The following is an 18,496-nucleotide window of genomic DNA, read 5'->3' as shown; positions in this document are numbered from 1 at the left end:
TTTTCAGCCAATCTTCACCAACCTGTCCAGCCCAGAATGATTTCGTCTCATCCGAGGACCACTGCACCATGAATCTGAGCGAATACCAGCGTAAACAGGAAACCCTCCTTGCCAACCTCCAACATCTGTCTCCGGATGACCAACGTATTCTGCAAGTCCTGAGCGTGTCCTGGAAGCACCTGACCATCACGGAATTACAGAAAATACTGTTGCATCTTGAATGGCGGGACAATCGGGGAAAGCCGCTGCATCAAACGGTCAACAAGGCATGGCAGGCAAAAATGGAGCGCCTGCATCTGCTTTCCGTCAAAAGTGCACGCATCCAGTGCGCCGAGATGATCCGGGAAGAGCCGGCTCGCGCCCTGGCTCAGGAAAAAAAGTACGCGCAGGTGCACGGGGTTGTGTCCAGGCTTTTTCCCCTGCCTGATTTTTCCTGGAACAGTCCCATGGATTTTACGAAAGAATATTATCGCTTGCGAACGGATCTGTATCTGGGAAAATATCAGGATGTAATGCGCGGCATCAGCAGAGGTTATCAGGGCATGACGCGCGACAACTCAGGCGTTTACGAGGTTTGGGATCTTCTGCCTTCCTACAAGGTTGATCAGCTTGCCGGACTGTGCCTTTATCCTCTGAATCGCTCCTGGATGGAGCAACTGCCGGACATGCTCAAGTTTCAGGTTCTGGGAACCTCTTTGAGGAAGGGCATGGAGGATCTGACTCCTCGAAATGCGCATTTTGAACTGGCCCGGGAATGGTTTCCGAAGATGGCCCAAAACAATTCCGGACCAAGACATGTCCTGGCCAAGCAGTATCTCATTCGAAACGACCTTCAAAGTGCCCGGGAGTTGCTGGTCAGTGATCAGAATTCAACGGATATGAGTCTGCTGGGGTGGTGGCACGTCGTGCGGGGGGAATACGATCAGGCCATGGAGGCTTTCGATGCCTGCCTGCTCATCATGAAACGCGAAACCCGCAAACGCAATCTGCGGATACCGGCCATGCCCGGAATCTTCCACAACCTTTGCCTGTTGCGCCGGGGCGAGCCGGAGGTTTTGCGGCTGATACCCAGGCAGGCCGGGTTCATGGCCAAGGAGGAGATGCCTGATCCATATGCCGCCGTCTTTGCGACCCTCACGGATGCCGCCCAGGTCTTGCTGGGAGAAAAAAAGGCATCTGTCTGCAAGGATCTGGCAGGTACGTACTACCTGGAAGATCAACCGTATCTGGCCTTGTTCCGGCCTCTGGTCAGGACCTGGCTGGGACTGAATTCCATTGACAGGCAACTGGAAGTCTTGTCCGGATTGTATCACATCGCTCCGAAGGGAGGATATCTCTGGTATGCCAGGGAGGCGGAGATCCTGCTCAGGAAATTGGGCCGGAACAGCAGCAAGGCCAGCGACAAAGAGAGCAACAGGGAGCAAACCGTTGATCCCCGGGAAAATGAGCACTGGGTCTCGATTTCAGAACTCCTGCAACCCAAGGCATCCTGGGAAATGGCTCTGGATGCCCTGAAAAATATTGGATCAACAGGAACTCTCGGTACTCGGGGAGGCGGCGGCGAGACGCGCATGACCTGGCGGCTGCGGTGCGTCGGCGCGATTTGTTATCTGGACCCCAGGGAGCAGAAGCGGAAAAAGAACGGCCAGTGGACCACCGGGAAGAATGTTTCCGCGTATCGGCTGCATGATTCACCAGAGGATTTTTCCTCCTTGACGGACCATGACCGGCGTATTTCTCAAGCCTCGTTCGGAAATATTGCCGCAAGCCGGTACGGTGTTGGTTATTCCATTTCGAGCTGGGATCAGGCCTTGTTGGCGGCGGTCGGGCACCCCCTGATATTCTGGGAGGATGATCCGGAGCGCCCGGTGGAGTTGATCAAGTCCGAACCAGTGCTGCAGGTTCTGGAGGAAAAGGGGAAGCTGCGACTGCGCATTGATCCCACGCCTGTTGCCGGTCGAACCATTGTTCGCCTGGAAGAGACGCGGCATCGTCTGCGTCTGGTCCATTTTGATGAGCGACATCTGAAGATCGCGGACATTCTGGGACCCAAGGGATTGACCGTTCCGGTTTCGGCCAAAGAGAAGGTTCTTGCCAGCATTGCCGAGATTGCGCCGCTTTTGGCGGTCCACTCCAATATCGGCGGCAGCCCGGGACAGGCCCAGGAAGTGGCCGCGGATTCGCGTCCGCTGATCCGCTTGCGCCCCATCAATGGAGGGCTGGGCGTGGAACTGTTTCTGCGGCCCATTGCCGGCGGCAATCTGCTGATCCGCCCCGGAGAAGGCGGCAAGACCCTCTTTGCGGAGGTGGACGGACGTCAATTTTGTGCCATTCGGGACATCCAGGCCGAACAGTTCGCTGTGAAGATGGTCCTGGAACGCTGCCTGATACTGGATCCGGATGCCAATTGGTCCTGGTTGATCGAGGATTCGGAAGAAGCCTTGGAGACGCTGCTGCAATTGCAGGACCTGGGCGAGGCCGTGGTTCTCGAATGGCCGGAGGGGCAGCGGATCAAGATGGCCCCGGAAGCCGACACGAGCAGGATGCAGATCAGCGTTCGGCAACGCAAGGACTGGTTCAGCCTGGAAGGGGAATTGCAGCTGGAGGACGGTCGGGTCCTGGAGATGGCGCAGTTGCTTGCCCTGCTGGAACAGAGTCCGGGACGGTTCATTCGCCTGGAGGAGGGCGACTTTCTGAGCCTGACCCGGGATCTGCGCAAACGCCTGGACGCCGTGCGCGGATACAGCGATGCCGGCCGGTTCAACCCCTTGGCCGCGCCGGCCATGGAAGACGTGCTGCACGGCATGCGGGTCGATGCGACCAGGTCCTGGAAAGATCTCTTGCGGCGCCTGCGGGAGTCCCGCGACTTGACCCCGGAGGTTCCCACGACCCTGCGGGCCGAATTGCGGGAGTACCAGGTGGAGGGATTTCAGTGGCTGGCCAGGCTGGCGCACTGGGGCGCCGGCGCCTGCCTGGCCGACGACATGGGACTGGGCAAGACCATTCAGGCTCTGGCCCTGATTCTGACCCGCGCCAAACTCGGGCCGACCCTGGTCCTGGCGCCCACATCGGTGTGCATCAACTGGATGGACGAAACCGCCCGTTTTGCGCCCAGTCTGCGGCCGCTGCGCTTCGGTCCCGGAGCACGGGAACAGATGCTGACCGAGGCCGGGCCCTTTGATCTCATCGTGTGCAGCTACGGCCTGCTCCAGACCCAGTCCGAGCAGTTGGCCAAGGTGGAGTGGAGCACCATTGTCGCGGACGAGGCCCAGGCCATCAAGAACGTTTTCACGAAACGCTCCCGGGCGGCCATGGCCCTGCCCGCCGGGTTCAGGATGATCACCACGGGCACACCCATTGAAAACCACCTGGGCGAGCTGTGGAATCTGTTCAATTTCATCAATCCCGGCCTGCTGAATTCCATGGAGCGGTTCAATCGCAAATTCGCCGTGCCCATCGAACAGAACAAGGACAACGAGGCCAAGCGGCGGTTGAAAAACCTGATTCGACCGTTCATCCTGCGGCGCTTGAAAAGCGAGGTCCTGGCCGAACTGCCTTCCCGGACCGAGGTGGTCCTGCCCGTGGAACTCAGCCCGGAGGAGTCGGCCATCTACGAGGCCATTCGGCGCAGTGCCCTGGACAAGATGTCCGAACCCGCGGACCAGCCCGGCCAGCAACGGATCAGGATGCTGGCCGAAATCATGCGCCTGCGCCGGGCCTGTTGCCACCCGGAACTGGTCATGCCCGGCAACGGGGCGACCAGTTCCAAGCTGCAGGTCTTTGGCGAGATCCTGGACGAACTCCTGGAAAATCGGCATCAGGCCCTTGTCTTCAGCCAATTCACGGGCCACCTCAAACTGGTCCGCGACTATCTGGACCAGCGCGGGGTACGCTACCAGTACCTGGACGGCTCCACGCCCATCAAACAGCGCCAGACCGCGGTGAACGCGTTCCAGGCCGGGGAAGGGGACCTTTTTCTGATCAGCCTCAAAGCCGGCGGCTTCGGGTTGAACCTCACCGCGGCGGACTACGTGATCCACATGGATCCCTGGTGGAATCCGGCCGTGGAGGACCAGGCCTCGGACCGAGCCCACCGCATCGGCCAGCAACGCCCGGTGACCATCTACCGGCTGGTGACCAAGGGTACCATCGAGGAAAAAATCCTCGACCTCCACCGCCACAAACGCGACCTGGCCACCAGCCTCCTGGAAGGCACGGACAGCGGGGCCAAGTTGTCCCTGGAGGAAATGCTGGCGTTGCTCAGGGAGTGAGCTGGATCGGACTTGATGGGAGAATCCGAGAGCGGCTATTCGTAATACAAGGGCCTATCCAGAACGATCTGCAGGTCTCGGATATGGCGTTGGGCAAAGGAGGCTTCACACATGGCGAAGTAGTATTCCCATGTGCGGCGGAATGGTTCGTCAAAGCCCAGGGCCGCGATGTGGTCCCAGTTGGCGGTGAACCGCTCGCGCCAGGCTTTCAGGGTCAACGCGTAGTGCGGGCCGATGTCCCGGACGTCGGCTACCGCCAGGGAGGTGTGCCGGGCCAGGACCTGGGTGATTCTGGTCAGGGACGGCAACAGACCGCCGGGAAAGATGTGGGTGCTGATCCAGTCCTGGGTCTGGCGATAGGTGTCGTAGCGTTGATCCAGGATGGTGATGGTCTGGAGGCAGGCCTTGCCCCCGGGCTTGAGCAGGCGGTCCATGGTCTGAAAGAATCCGGGATGATACGCATGCCCCACGGCCTCCAGCATCTCAATGGACACCAGAGCGTCGAACTTTCCCTGGAGGTTGCGATAGTCCTCCAGCAGGACGCTGACCCGGTCCTGGAGACCACGCTCCTGGGTCAGGGTCTGGACATGGTCGTACTGCTGCCGGGAAATGGTTACTGCATGGACTCGGCAGGAAAAATTCTCGGCCAGAAAACAGGCCAGGCCGCCCCAGCCGCACCCGATTTCCAGGATTTCCGCGCCCAAGCGTAAATCCAGGGATTCGGCAATCATCCGGAATTTGCGCTCCTGGGCCTGGAGCAGTTCCTGGCTGGAAACGGGGGCCGGGGAGAGCAGCCGCCCGGGGAGGTCGTCAAAAACTGCGCAGGAGTAGGTCATGGTCGGATCAAGAAACAGTCGGAAGAAGTCGTTGGATAGGTCGTAGTGGGCCTGAATGTTGATCCGGCTGCCGGTGCGGCAGTTGGTCGGGATGGCCTTTCTGGCCAGAACGATGCTTCGATGCAGAATCCGGCCTAATCGCCCCAGATCTTCCAAATAGGCCATCCGGCCCATGTTCATGATCAGCAGTTGCATCAACCGCGGCAGATTGTCCGTGGTCCAGAGCCCCTCGGTATAGGCTTCCCCCAGGGCCACGTCTTCGCCCTTGAGCAGATTCCAGAAGAAGCAGGGGGCCTTGACGTGCATCGTGCAGATCGGGCCGGGGCGCTTTCCGCCGAAGACCCGATGGGTTCCGTCGGGGAGGTGCATGTGCAGCGTTCCCGTGTGAATCTTGCTGAAGTTCCAGAGGATCAAGCGCTGGGCTGTGCGATTCAGCCATGATGATTGCTCGGGCATGGTGCGGATGGTCATCGGATTGTTTGGTTCGGGGCGGGAGAAGACGTTCAGCCTCTTGTGCAGATACATGGCCAAAGCCTGACGCAGGATGCGCGGGTAGGTCAGGTTCGGGGCCAGAGGATGCCTGACCCAGGCGGCCAGGAGGTTGAAGTCGGTCAGTTCCCGGGCCGGACCGCGTTGCCGGAGCGTGGCTTCCAGCACGGGTTGTCCCTGCTTGCGCAGGGTAACGGAGATGTCCAGTTCGTTCTGGATGTTGCCGAAATGGAAGACGTACTCGCCCTCCATGTCGAAAAATGGGGAGACGTGAAAGGCCTTGGCCATTTGGTACGTCACCGGAAAGACATTGGGCTTGTCCGGCCGGTCGAGCAGGTAGACGTGCTTGTCGCCAAAGGTATTGTTCACTTCGGCGATGCACAGTTCCAGTTGCCCCTGTGGGGTGAAGCAGAAATAGAAGCTGACCGGGTTGAAGACCTGGCCGAATAGACGAGCCGCGGTAAGCAGCAGAATGCGGGAATCCGTGGCCGGAGGCTCGTGACCGTTCGCGGCCAGAAAGGCTGTCAGCTTGCTCTTGATGGGCTCCGGCCCGGAAGTGAGGTAATCCGCGTCGCGGATGGAAAAGGCCCGGTTCCGGTTCAGGCCGAAAAGGCGGGTGGAACTGTCCAGCTCCTCCAGTTCCTCCAGATCCAGCAGCAGGCAGAGATAGGTGTACTGGAAGGCGTGGGCTTTGGGAGCAAGGCGTTTGTGGGCTACGGTGGCGGGGATGATGCGGGAGTTCATACCTCGATATCCAGGTTTTGGGCCACGCGCACACCAGAGGCCGCGGCATCCTCGTGAAAGCCGTTGCCGTGATAGCTGCCGCAGAAATAGGTTCCGCGCCGGCCTTGGAGTTCGGCGAGGCGGAGCTGAACACGCAGGGCTTGAATGGAAAACTGGGGGTGGCGCAGTTCCATGCGGCGGTTCTGCAAGACCCGGGGTACTGGTCGACGCGGGTTCAGGGTGACCACATGGGTGTTTTGGGCGACAAGGTTCTGGAGGCGGTTCATCCAGTAGTGGACTTGGACCCGTTCGTCCGGAAGTGTCTTTGCGGCAGCTGTGATCTCTGCATTCGCGATCACGTTCCAGCAAGCCCAGGCCCTGCGATTGGGCGGAAGAAAGGACGCGTCCGTGTGCAGGACCACGTCGTTGGGCACGTACTGCCAGGGGCTGAGGCACTCCCGTTCCAGGTCGTCCGCGTCCGTAAGCAAGGCCAGGGTGGTATCCGCATGGCAGGCCATGACCACGGCGTCCACGGCGCACTCTGCCCCGTTTACCTGCAGCACCGGCCCTGTGGGGGTTCGGGTCACGGACTGGACCGGGCTGTTCAGCAGGATGGTTCCGGTGAAATTGCGTTCAAAGGCCTGGACGTAGGTATGGCTGCCGCCCTGCAGGTAGAGCCATTGTGGACCGCCGCTGATGCTCAACAGGCCGTGGTTGGAGAAGAAGCGGGTGAAGCGTCGGATCGGAAATTCCCGGGCGGCACGGCTTTCCGCGGACCAGATGGCCTGAACCATGGGTTCGAGATAGCGGTCAAAGAGGACATCCGGATAGGAGTTGGCCCGCAGATAGTGGCCCAGGGTTTCCTCGCCCAGGCGATCCTGCTCCAGGTCCTGAGTGACGGCGCGGCAGAACCGGCGCAGGGCCAGGAGCATGCGCCAGAAGGCAGGGTCGATCAGGTTGGATCGCCGGGCGAAGAGCCCGGAGAGGCTGGTGCCGGCGTAGGCAAAGCCGGTTGCCGGGTCGCTATAGGAAAAGGACATCTCCGTGGGCGCGGCCTGGACGCCCAGCTCCGCGATGAAGCGCAGAAAGTTCGGGTAGGTACGGTCGTTGAAGACGATAAAGCCCATGTCCACGGGCAGAAGGTTTTCACTGCCTTCATTGACTCCGTCCGGGACCATGACGGTCTGGACGTGGCCGCCGAGTTGCGGGGCGGCTTCGAAAAGCAGGACCTCGTGGGCGCGACTGAGATAATGGGCCGCCACGATCCCGGCCGCCCCGGCCCCGACAACGGCGATTTTTTGTCTGGTCATGCGGTGCTGGACCTTGGGGAAAGGAAATAGTGGGAGACGAACCAGGAATTGCCCCGATTCCAGGCAAACAGCTCGGCGCAGGCCATCAGGAATATCCGCCAGCGCTGAAGAGCGACTTCAGTTGAATCTTCACTGTCAGTCGGCAGGGCGCCGTGCAGAACATGCAGGGCCTCATCACGACGGGCGTCCAATTGCCCCAGCCATGCCTCCAGAGTGCGGGCATAATGGCGGCCGTTGACCCGCCAATGACCCCGGACAAGCATGTGCTCCTGAAAATAGAGCAGCAGGTCGTCCGAGGGCATCATCCCGCCGGAGAAGAAATGGCGACCCATCCAGTCATCCGATCCCTGGTCAAAGAGATAGGCATATTGTTCGTGGCTGAAAAAATGCAGGAATGCGCCCCCATCCGGGCGAAGCCAGCCGGCGATCCGCTGCAAGAGCAGCCGCCAGTTGCGCATGTGCTCAAACATCTCCACGCTGATGATCCGATCGAACCGGCCATCCGGTTGAAAGTGATTCATGTCCGCGCGCAGGGCAGTGACGTTGGTCAGGCCGGACTGGGCGGCGGTGGTGTTGATGAAGTCGATCTGATTCCGGGCGTTGGAGACAGAGGTGATCCGGGAGCGGGGATGCTTTCTGGCCAGCCAGAGGGAGAGGGAGCCCCAGCCGCAGCCCAGTTCCAGGATATCCATGCCGTCCACGAGACCGGCCCGATTGGCAACCAGTTCCAGCATGGCCTCTTCGGCACCGGCCAGATCAGACGGCATGCCTTCCTGTTCCGGAAAAAGGCAACAGCTGTACTTCATGGCCGGACCGAGCATCAGCCGGAAAAAGTCCGGCGGAACCTCGTAATGCTGGTCATTGGCTGCCTCCGGTACCAGGGCCACGGGCGCAACATCCATGGCCCGGATAAAGGCCCATTTCCGCTCCAGTTCCGCAACGGCATCCGGACCACGTAGCCCACGCAGCACCTCGGCATGGCGCTGACGAATGCCCAGGCGGATCAAGGCATCAGGCAGGCGGCCGTGTTCGGCCAAGGAAATGAGATTATGCATGGGTGATGGTGACAACCAACATCATCGACGGCAATGCAGCGCGGTTGAATTGCCGTCTGGTAAAGCTTGAGGTTTGCACATCTCGTAGAGTTTTTCAGGGGCGATATCGAATCCGCAATCCCAAGCGAGTGTCGGCCATGAATCGAGGTAAAACCGTGAAAACGTCTCCGGTTTTCGCAAGGGGGCGGCAATGGCATGCTTGTGAACAATATCTTTCAGATCAACCTCTCCGGATTTTCCGTCATTGAATCTGAGGAATACTCTGAAATCGTCGACATATTGCGCGTCTTTGAGGTAGACACACTCCATAACGGCCTCCTTTGCTAAACCAAGGGATCAATTTTTCTGAACTCCTGGGACTCCCAAATTTCCAGGAGTTCCCTTTGATGCAGTTCCGCCCACTCTTCAACCAGGCCACGCACTTTTGCGGGAATTGCTCCAGCTATGACATTCAAAGATTGAATCTCCATGCATGCCCTGTAATCATTATATCTTATGTGGAAATGCGGAGGGTTGTGCTCATCGAAGTACATTGTGATCACGATACCCAGGAATCTACATATTTCGGGCATGAATCAAAAAAACCTCCTTGGAGGGTGATACTGGAAAACTCCTGATCATCACCATTTTGACGGCAATCCGGGGATAAAAGCGTTCACCTTGCGCTTGTAGACCGCGTAGCCGGGGCGGCGCTCGGCGATGTCTTTTTCCAGCATGGCCACGCCGGAGACCTTGAGCAGGAGCAGGGTGATCAGAACCGGGCTGATCCAGGCCGCCCACCAGTAGGGGGTGGCCAGAGCGATGCAGAAGATCCCCCACCAGACCAGGCTTTCCCCGAAATAGTTGGGGTGCCGGGTGTAGCCCCAGAGTCCCTGATCCATGACCTTGCCGGCGTTGTTCGGATCCTCCTTGAACCGCTTCATCTGCCAGTCCCCCACGGCCTCGAAGGTGAAACCAACAGCAAAGATCAGCACTCCCAGGCCGTCCAGCCAGGTCAGGTGCTCCGGTCGCGGCGCAAGCTGGGCCAGTAGCGGTCCCAGAGCCACGAGCCAGAGAATGACCGCCTGAAGCAAAAAGACAGTGAACAGGCTGACCCACCAGAACCTGGGCCCATGATAATCACGCATGGCTTGGTAGCGGCGGTCTTCCGGTTTGCCCCAATTGCGCCGCGTAATGTGCGTGATCAAACGTACAGCCCAGATGGTCACCAGCAGAGCCACCAGCAGGCCGCGGGACGTCCCTGGTCCCTGGATATACGCGGTCCAGGCAGCGACAATGAAGCCCAGCCCCCAGAAGGAATCCACCACACAGGCCTTGCCCCGGATCAGCGAAACCACCCAGGCCAGAAGCATGAGCAGAACGATGTATAGCAGGGTCGTTCCGAGAAGAGAGAATATCGTCATGTTTCACCGTTGTCCTTAAAAAGGTTGGTTAACTATACAACGACACTCCATCAGGTCAAAGCAAGCAATCTCTCCTGTCTCTTGCTCCCATATGGCAGGCATCTCCAGGGGCACGGGCCTCTGTCCTGCAAGCACACGAGGATAGTTCCCAAGAAGCTTTGGAAGCGCTCTGTCTTTGCAGGCGACAATAACACATTTTGCTCCCTCGCCGCCATGTTGTGTTATCAAGCCGCGAGGGTGGACGGCAACCTGCGCCAAATGGATACCCCGCCAGCCCAAATAGCTGTGAATGGTTATGCATTGTGAATGAATGGGCAGGGGGCTGACTGAGTCCAGCCCCCTGCCTATTAAGAAAGCCGACTTACTCCGCGGTAGTCGGGTCGATTACAGAGCGAACCTCTGAAACGGCGTTTGCTGGGAATCCTCCCATCTCAGCATGCTTTCGAACAGAGGCTTCGTCTGGAGCGATGTAAACACAGTACACCTTGTCGTCGGTCACGTAGCTGTGAACCCATTGAATTTGAGATCCGAGCTCTCCCAGGACACCACACGACTTCTGAGAAATGCCCTGCAATTCCTCCGACGTGAGGTTGCCTGCACCGGGGATTTCACGTTCAATCACGAACTTTGGCATTGATTTTCTCCTTGTTTGTTGAAGTTTGAACAAGGGGCACTTCGTTCTATCAGGACGCCAGTTTTCTCGTAATACGGTTAAAATCATGAGCGGAGTGAAATTCTCTTGGTATAGTCAGCGGGCCAGCCTCTTGCACCCAGGTGACAGGCATCTCCACCGTAAGAAATAGGTCGCAGTTTGGCTCAGGCTTGGCTGCCGATTAAAGGCAACTCCCTGTCGATACGAAAAAAAACAAGGAATCGGATTTTTCCTTCCGGCTCCAACTCCTTTGGGTAGCAGCGCCGGCACAGCTCGAACATGAGTTCGCTGTCCTGTTCTTCGCGCAGCTTTGTGATAGCCAGACGTTTGCCCTTGTAGCCTGGCCCGCTCTCGATAAAAAGATAATGGGCTTTGGGATTTTCTGAGACGTTCTTGTGGCTCAGCTTGTTGTTCATGATCAGGGCAAGAGTGCCGTCCTCCATGAGATGCGGCCTGGCGTAGATGGCGGCATTGACCGCGCCAGAAGCGTCGGCAGTTGACAGCACTCCAATACCGTGTGTTTCATCAAAGTAAGTCTTTAAGTCCATGTTCTCTCCTTGTGTGTTAGCATCTCATTTTATCGTCGTCTGTCCACCAAAAAACGCGTCTCAGTTACGTTCCTAACCGTCCTGGGGCTTTGCCCTTTAGGTCCCGTATGCGCAGCAGGAAATGACTTTCAACTCAATCGTTATCCCGATCCTATCTGATGATTTTGGGGCAGTCGAGGAAAAACACTCTCCAATGGCACCGCCAGTTCTGGGCCGCATCGCCGTAAGAACTCTCCAGGACAGGCAGATCTCGACATGTCGACTTTCCATCAGTCGTAGTCAGCCTCTCAGTTCTGCTGGTAATGAATACCGCATTGTGACCGTACTCGGTCGCAAACTCGTTCATGTATTTGCAAGCGAGGAAGGCTGTATACTTTCCGTCCGCCTCGCCAACTCCTCCTGGATCCGGCCATGCTCTTGGGCGTTCAGGGGGAGGGCGGTTGCACCGCGCTCCGTTTTGCGATCAGGAAGTCAAAAGGACCATTGTCAGCCCGATCAGGCCAACCAGGAAAAGGCTTACCTGCAAGGCAACAAATTTCGTCAGGGCACGGCTGCCCGGACGGGAGCCCAGGAAGCCCAGGCTGGTCAGCCATACGACCGTGCCCAAGCCGGAGATCAGGGCTCTCTCCGTAAACGTCGTGCCGGAGAATGGAGTCATCAGGAGGAAAGAGAGTGCTGCTGCATTGATCCCTAATATGACCCACTGACTGGTTCCGGTCCCCAACAGGACCGCGCTGGATCGTTTTCGGGATTTCCTGTCCGAAGGCTCGTCAGGCAGGGCCGTGCTCATGGCGCAGGTCAGGGACAAGAGCAGCACCGGAACCAGGAAAGCCCACCCAAATCCGGACATGCCTCCAGATTGGGCGGTATACCCGATCAATGGCAGGACAAGGCCCACACCGAGCATCTGGAGGAATTCTCCTCCACCTCGATAGGAAAGGCGGAACGGTGGAAAACTGTACGCCCATAACAGCCAAAGACCGGCAATGATCAAAAGCAGCGGCTGCCACGTTCCCGATAAAACCTGCAGAACGAGCCCACTCAGAAGGGCGAGCAGAGCACAGACTAAAGCGGCTATGGCCAGGTGATTTCTTGGCAAGAGGCCCCGCACCAGCACCCTGGAACCGCCCGAAAAGATGGTGAAGGTCGTGTTCGCTCTGTCCGTCTCCACGTCCGCCACGTCATTGGCGAAAACGATGAACAACTGATTTGTCAGGCCGTAGGCGTGGCAGAGCAGCAGAACAGCCCAATTCATGGGCGCTCCCTGCTGAAAGGCCATGGCCTGCCCCAGCAGCAGCGGCCAAAAGATATACAGCTGGGATGGCAATCGGGCAGCCTGGAGCCAGGATGACCAGGGGAAACCACGAGGTGCGTCGTCAGTCAAGAGCGTCTTGGCGGGTTGATCAGGATGCATTGCTTGTCTTTGGACATCGCTTGGTTGAAGTAGGGGCGGTTCGCGAACCGCCCCTACTGGATCTTGGGGATGGTTCGTTCTGATGGAAATACATGTTGACACTTTCCGGGTACACGGCATTCATTCCGGTGCCGACTATGGGCGGTTCGCGAACCGCCCCTACGGAAGGCCGCGCATCCGCATGGTGTTGCCCAAGGAGCCTATCGTCCGTCACTGTCAACCTGTTCCGCCCGGCTACCGTTTCTGAACCCAAAAATCATTGTCCGGCCGGCCCCAGCGGGATCGGTCCGGCATAGCCGGTCAACTCCGCGTAACCCAGTCCGGAGACGGGACGATCGCTTCGTGTTCCCTGGACGCTGATGGCACCCTCCCAGTAGGTCACCCCGCCGGTGCCGGGCTCTGAGAGCAGCTCCTGGTCCTGCATGCGCGGCGTGATGCGAAGGCGGAGTTCCGCTGAGGGAATGGCTATTTCCCAGTGCAAGGGGTAGGTGGCCCCGCTGGCGGGGCTGGTCCAGGTCTGCAAGGGGGTGAACTCGATTTGGTCCGGGCCCAGAGGCGTCACATGGCCTTCCGGGCTGACCAGGCTTCCACTGGACCATCCAGCGTGGTCCGTCCCCTGATCTTCCGGTCGCAGTCTGAACGCCATCACGTCCCAGCCGTTATTCAACTGGATGCTGAACCAGTCCCACCCCGTGAGCCCTTCCTCCAGCAGATTCGAGGAATACTCATGATCCATCCAGGCCTGCCCGGTGACGGCGAATGCATCCCCGCCAACGCGGACCGTGCCCTGGGCCTGAAGTCGGGTGAAGGAATAATAGCAGCTGGCGGATTCCGGTTGAAATCCTTTCCGACTGTACCCACCTTCGCCTTGAACCGCGATGGGTTTGAGGGGCATAAGGTGCAATTCAAGGCCCATGTACGGACCGACACTTGGGGCTGAAGCCGAGAGAAAATGGCCATCCGGGGTGATCGTGGCAAACCAGTCCCGCAGGTGGATGCGAACTTGGTCGGCATCCTGCTCCACTCCGGCCAGGTTCATGGCGCCACGCACTGTGCGCTTTTCGTACCGAAACGTTTCGTCTTCCAAATCACTGACGGCGAAATGGGCCAGATAAAGCTGGGAAGTCCGCCAGGAGGAAGGCGATGTCGGCTGTTCCTCCGATCCCGGCGGCTGGAGACGACTGCGGAAAAAGGTCAGCTGAAAGCCAAAAGATCGTCCCGCGTTCGTGCTTAGATTGCCTGTATAGTACCACCACTCGATGCGATGGTCTGGATGCTCGCCATGGTCCCTGGGGAACGAGAAGTCGCAGGGGCCGGTGATCGTCGGAAAGCCATGCTCCATCTTGATTGCGTGGCTGGAAGCCGATGGCAGGATGAGCAGAGCCATAAGGAAAACAAACGTGAGCCGGAACATGTTCAGCGCTCCCGCAGGGCCTCGGCCGGAGATTGATTCAGGGCCAGAAAGGTTGCTGGGACAGCGGCGAGGATCGCCGCCAGCAGCAACCCCGGCAGGACCAGGACGAGCTGCGGCCAGTTCACGGCAAAGGCAAAGGTCCAGCCAAAGCCCTGCTTGTTGATCACCTCGATGAAGACCACGGAAAGAACGAATCCGCAGAGCAGGCCCAGGGCCGCGCCCACCAGGCCGAGCAGGCAGGCTTCCCAATAGATCAGGGCGCGCACCTGGCCTCGCGAGCCGCCCAGGGCGCGCAGGGTGTTCAGCTCCTTGCGCCGTTCCAGGACCCGCACCGCAAGGGTTGTGGCCACGCCCACGGCGGCCACGATCAGGGCAATGGCCATGAGCAGGGCGGTGATGCCGAAGGTCTGGGTGAAGATGTCGGTTACCAGTTGGCGCAGGCTGGCTCCGGTGGTGATATCCAGGCCCTGGGCAAAGGGCTGGACCGCCAGGGCGGATCGGAATTCCCCGGCCGCGACCTCGGGATCCTCGGCCAAGGGAAAATAGAGGCGCACCCCTTCCCAGCGCGTATCTCCACCCATGTCCACAAACGTCTGCCAGTCATGATAAACAACACCGCCCCTGGTCCGGTAGTCCCGGACTATGCCGAGAATGGGCGCATTCACGGCAATCCCCTCGATAACCGCCTGGAAGTGGTCGCCAACCTTTTTCCCCCGGCGCACGGCCCAGGTTTCGGAGACGATGACCCCGTGGCCCAGTGCGGCTTGGGACAGAGCCCGGGATGGGTCGCCGCGCTTGAACAGGAAGCTGCCCAACTCGGAAAAGGCCTGAAAGTCCATGGTTTCGAACTGATACGGGAAACCATCGCCCTCCAGGTAGACCCGGCGGTAGGGCAGGGCCCGTCCCTGGTTCTCCTCGGCCCAGGCGAGCATCCAAGCCCGGGCCTCTTCAGGAATGGTGTCCCGGTATTCGTTGGCTTCGGCATTGGTCGGGGTGACGAAGACATCCCCGCTGACCGTGTTGTCCACCCAGATCAGAAAGGTGGTCCTGAAACTGTGGATCATCACAGAAAGGGCGACATACAGGGCCAGGGCCGTGATCAACGCGCCCACGGCAATGGATGTGCGCGGTCCGGCCTGACGGAGGGAGCCGCAGGCCAGTCTGGCCGACGGGGCGATGCCCAGCCCCAGCTTTAGGTCTGGCCATTTCGGGAGCCGTGCGGGCATTCGGGCCAGAACAGCGTCCAATCGGGTCGCAACCAGGCTCAGGAGCCATGGCGTCTGCAAGGCGGTCCCCGCAAAGAGCAGGAAAACGCCGAGGTAGGCTGGCCAGAGCACCGAGAACCAGGCGGGCAGGAGAAAGAGGGGCACCGATGCCGCAAGGAAGCAGAGCCCGGTTATGGTCAGCATGCGGTTCTGGCCTGTGCGCGGTGTGTCCGCCAGCATGGCCAGGGCCTCGCGGGGGGTGGCCCGGCTGGCTTCCCAGGCCGGATGCAGGGTGGCCAGGATGGCCACGGCCAGCGTCACGGCCATGGTCAGCCCGGCCTCCCAGGGGGCCAGATGCAGAGTGGCGGAGGGCAGACGCAGGAACAGGTCGTCGATGGTCCGGCTGATCATGTCCGCGGCTCTGGGGGTGAACAGCAGAGCCAGGGGCAGGGCCGCCACCAGGCCCAGCAGGGCGAGCATGACCCCTTCTCCGAGGAAAATGGCCAGGGGCAGGCGTTGCGGGCCGCCCAAAGCACGCAGGATGGCCACTTCCCGGCGGCGGGAGGCGGCATTCAGGGAAACCAGACTGTAGATCAGAAAAGCGCCCACGAACAGGCTGACAAAGGAAATCAGGGTCAGACTCTCCTGGTAGGCGGAGATGAGCATCATGCCGGAGTCCCGGCGTTGACCAGGCGGAGCCAGGGTGGCCTGGACGGGCAGCAGGGCGGTGAGATCGGTCAGGATTTGGGCGTGCTGTTCGGAAGTCAGGCCGGGCGCGAAGCGGATGTCGATCCGGTCCGCCCCGCCGCCCATGTCCAGATCCGCGGGGCTAGCGGCCAGAAATTCCTGGATCACGGCGATGTCCGTCACGGCGATGAAGCCGTCCTCGGCCCGGCCCAGGCCGCGGAGGGGAATCAATCCGACAATCTGAAAGTCTTGCGGTCCGGATGGGCCCTGCAGGGTCACGGTGTCGCCCCGAGTCAGGCCAAGGCGCGAGGCCGCGCCTTGGCCCAGGAGTATGGTCCAGGGCCGGGTCAGCAGTTCGGTGAGCAGACTGAAATCCACGTCCAGGGCCGCCTGACTGCCCAGGCGGAGGCGGTTTTCCAGGATCAGGTCCGTGCCCCGCAGACGGATGGTGATGTCCGGGTGATCGGGCAGGGCCAGGATGCGTTCCACCACCGGAACCGCGGCCTGGATGCCGGGGATAGAGAGAATCGGCGTGGTCAGCGCCGCGGGAATCCGACCGCCCTGACCGGTGACGACCACATCCGCGTTTCCGGCAATGAGGTCCATGCCCTGGCTCAAATTCTGGGCTGAGGCGTCAATGGCCAAACGCACGCTGGCGAACACGGCCGCGCCCACGGCCACACCCAGCAGCACGGCCAGAGTCCGCGCCCACTGCCGGGCGGCATGCCGCAGGCTGAACCGGACAAAGAATTTCAGGAATCGGAGAGGCTGGGGCATGCGTCCCCGCAGAATCGGCCGTCATGCAGGCGCAGTTCAAGGGTGGCCACGGCGTCGGCCTGGTCGGAATGGGTGGCCATGACCACGGTCCGACCTTGCTCCCGGACCAGGGTGCCCAACAGCTCAATGACCGTTGCCGCGCTGCGGCTGTCCAGGTTGCCGGTGGGTTCGTCGGCCAGGATCAGCGGTGGATCGTTGATCAAGGCCCGGGCTATGGCCGTGCGCTGCATTTCCCCCCCGGAGAGCTGATCCGGGGTGTGGTGCAGGCGATGCTCCAGACCCAGCCAGGCCAGCAGGCCCCGGGCCGCGTCCCTGGCCTGGGCCTCGTTGCGGTGATCCAGGGCCGCGGGGAGGGCGGCGTTTTCCAGGACCGTGAGCGTGGGCAGCAGGTTGAAGGTCTGGAAAACAATGCCTACCTTGCGTCGGCGAAACAGGTCGAGCTGCGACTCCGTGGCTCGTTCCAGGTTCACGCCGTCAACGGTGATCCTGCCGGAGTCCGGCCGGTCCAAGCCGCCGATCAACGAAAGCAGGGTGGATTTGCCCGAACCGCTGACGCCCTTGAGCAGGGTGAATGCGCCCCGATCGATGGATGCCGAGATGTCACGCACCCCGGCCTGGCCTGTTGTCCCGTCTTCCGTGGGGGTGCGGTAGAGCCGGGTTACGGCGTTCAGGGTGATGAAGGACATGGAATTGTTCGCACGGATTTGGGCTGTTGATTCAAGTACAGGATGGAAAATCGACGGAGAATCACTTTTTGAAACGGTGCGATTTGTTTTTTTGAAGTTCAGAGAGCGGTGTATCAACTAACACCTTCGTCTCATTTCATCCGTTTATGCAGTCAGTTGCTAAATATCTGTCTTTTCGCTTGACAAAACAAAAGGTGACATTATTCCGGATATATATTCACACTCTTAACCTATTAATTTCCATAAACCTTTAAAAGTTTGGAGGTTGTCATGGTGAACTTTGATTATCCTGATGTATGTTTAAGTGAAGCAGATGACCAATGCAAGATCACACCTCCGGATCTGGAAGTCACTCGTGAGCGAGTGCATGGATTGCCGGAAGGCTTTACCAAAACCATGATCCGTAGCCTGCAGGCCGCTTTTCCGGACAAGTTTTCCGCTGAGGAAGAGGCTTACATGGTTTATGACGCCATGAAGGCCGTTATTGCCACCACACTGCTCAATGGGGCCAAAGCCCATCTGGATGGATTTGGTGAATTTTCTACCGTTTCTGAAGGCGGCGCAAAAAAGGTCGTTTTCACTCCCGAGGAAGCCCTGAACAAGGCCATTTAGATCATCCAAGGTTTTGTATTCTCACGCGGGGTCCGTGGAGCTCGCGTGAGAATAAAACGAGCACCTTTGATTGCGAGCAGTAAGAAGATTCGGTTTTAATCGTCACACTGCTTAGATTGCTTTAACCTCGATAGTTCTCTTCCCGCCGACGACATCTAAACGTTCCTTTCACGTCTTATTTTAGCTGCCAGATGGGTTTGACTGACATAGGACAACCAGCATCTCTTCTCAATATTTGCCCTGACATCCAAATGGTCAAGGCGACTTCCACACTACACACTCAATGATCAATGGCTGGAGGCAGGGACAGGCGCCCTGGTCCAGGTGGCAGACGTAGCGGTAATGGGCCGAAGGCAGACAGGCAAAGGGCACGTTACGGCAGAAGACTTCGGCCAGGCCCAATTGACCAAGAAG

At 59.4% G+C, this 18,496-nt stretch carries 14 protein-coding genes; 2 read left to right on the top strand and 12 right to left on the bottom strand.

Annotation, left to right across the window (positions count from 1 at the left end):
- Positions 1-68: 68 nt before the first annotated feature.
- Positions 69-4,271 (top strand): DEAD/DEAH box helicase, encoded by a 4,203-nt coding sequence (locus ACYQ15_RS07305; protein ID WP_459936866.1) that lies wholly within the window; start codon positions 69-71, stop codon positions 4,269-4,271.
- A 35-nt stretch (positions 4,272-4,306) separates the two neighbouring features.
- Here the strand turns inward: ACYQ15_RS07305 and ACYQ15_RS07300 are convergent, their stop codons facing one another.
- From ACYQ15_RS07300 to ACYQ15_RS07245, 12 genes are all read right to left on the bottom strand, one after another.
- Complete coding sequence (locus ACYQ15_RS07300; protein WP_459936865.1) at positions 4,307-6,340, bottom strand: DUF1365 family protein; 2,034 nt, start codon at positions 6,338-6,340, stop codon at positions 4,307-4,309.
- On the bottom strand, positions 6,337-7,629 hold the full coding sequence (locus ACYQ15_RS07295; protein WP_459936864.1) for an NAD(P)/FAD-dependent oxidoreductase: 1,293 nt from the start codon (positions 7,627-7,629) through the stop codon (positions 6,337-6,339). The genes ACYQ15_RS07300 and ACYQ15_RS07295 overlap by 4 nt, the downstream gene beginning before the upstream one ends.
- The gene (locus ACYQ15_RS07290) at positions 7,626-8,684 is read right to left on the bottom strand and encodes an SAM-dependent methyltransferase (protein WP_459936863.1); all 1,059 of its coding nucleotides are present in this window, start codon (positions 8,682-8,684) and stop codon (positions 7,626-7,628) included. The genes ACYQ15_RS07295 and ACYQ15_RS07290 overlap by 4 nt, the downstream gene beginning before the upstream one ends.
- Before the next feature lie 21 nt (positions 8,685-8,705).
- The gene (locus ACYQ15_RS07285; protein WP_459936862.1) at positions 8,706-8,993 is read right to left on the bottom strand and encodes a DUF2442 domain-containing protein; all 288 of its coding nucleotides are present in this window, start codon (positions 8,991-8,993) and stop codon (positions 8,706-8,708) included.
- A gap of 14 nt (positions 8,994-9,007) precedes the next feature.
- Positions 9,008-9,256, bottom strand: coding sequence for a DUF4160 domain-containing protein (locus ACYQ15_RS07280; protein WP_459936861.1), 249 nt, complete (start codon positions 9,254-9,256; stop codon positions 9,008-9,010).
- A gap of 48 nt (positions 9,257-9,304) precedes the next feature.
- The gene (locus ACYQ15_RS07275) at positions 9,305-10,087 is read right to left on the bottom strand and encodes a DUF1295 domain-containing protein (protein ID WP_459936860.1); all 783 of its coding nucleotides are present in this window, start codon (positions 10,085-10,087) and stop codon (positions 9,305-9,307) included.
- A gap of 361 nt (positions 10,088-10,448) precedes the next feature.
- A complete protein-coding gene (locus ACYQ15_RS07270) occupies positions 10,449-10,721 on the bottom strand; it encodes a DUF4242 domain-containing protein (protein ID WP_459936859.1) in 273 nt (90 codons plus the stop codon).
- A gap of 182 nt (positions 10,722-10,903) precedes the next feature.
- The gene (locus ACYQ15_RS07265) at positions 10,904-11,287 is read right to left on the bottom strand and encodes a pyridoxamine 5'-phosphate oxidase family protein (protein WP_459936858.1); all 384 of its coding nucleotides are present in this window, start codon (positions 11,285-11,287) and stop codon (positions 10,904-10,906) included.
- Between the two features lie 463 nt (positions 11,288-11,750).
- Positions 11,751-12,701, bottom strand: a complete 951-nt coding sequence (locus tag ACYQ15_RS07260) for a prenyltransferase (protein WP_459936857.1) — start codon at positions 12,699-12,701, stop codon at positions 11,751-11,753.
- Positions 12,702-12,957: 256 nt separating this feature from the next.
- Positions 12,958-14,115, bottom strand: a complete 1,158-nt coding sequence (locus tag ACYQ15_RS07255) for a lipocalin-like domain-containing protein (protein ID WP_459936856.1) — start codon at positions 14,113-14,115, stop codon at positions 12,958-12,960.
- A 2-nt stretch (positions 14,116-14,117) separates the two neighbouring features.
- Positions 14,118-16,784, bottom strand: a complete 2,667-nt coding sequence (locus ACYQ15_RS07250) for an FtsX-like permease family protein (protein WP_459936855.1) — start codon at positions 16,782-16,784, stop codon at positions 14,118-14,120.
- Positions 16,760-17,470: an ABC transporter ATP-binding protein gene (locus ACYQ15_RS07245; protein ID WP_459936854.1), complete on the bottom strand. Its 711-nt coding sequence runs from the start codon at positions 17,468-17,470 to the stop codon at positions 16,760-16,762. Before ACYQ15_RS07245 ends, ACYQ15_RS07250 begins: the two co-directional genes overlap by 25 nt.
- A 270-nt stretch (positions 17,471-17,740) precedes the next feature.
- Between ACYQ15_RS07245 and ACYQ15_RS07240 the strand changes: the two genes are divergently transcribed.
- Positions 17,741-18,082 (top strand): hypothetical protein, encoded by a 342-nt coding sequence (locus ACYQ15_RS07240; protein ID WP_459936853.1) that lies wholly within the window; start codon positions 17,741-17,743, stop codon positions 18,080-18,082.
- Positions 18,083-18,496 lie beyond the last annotated feature (414 nt).

This window comes from Desulfonatronum parangueonense (genome assembly GCF_054656975.1).
The sequence above is the reverse complement of the archived record's forward strand: the minus strand, read 5'-3'. Positions and strand labels throughout refer to the sequence as shown.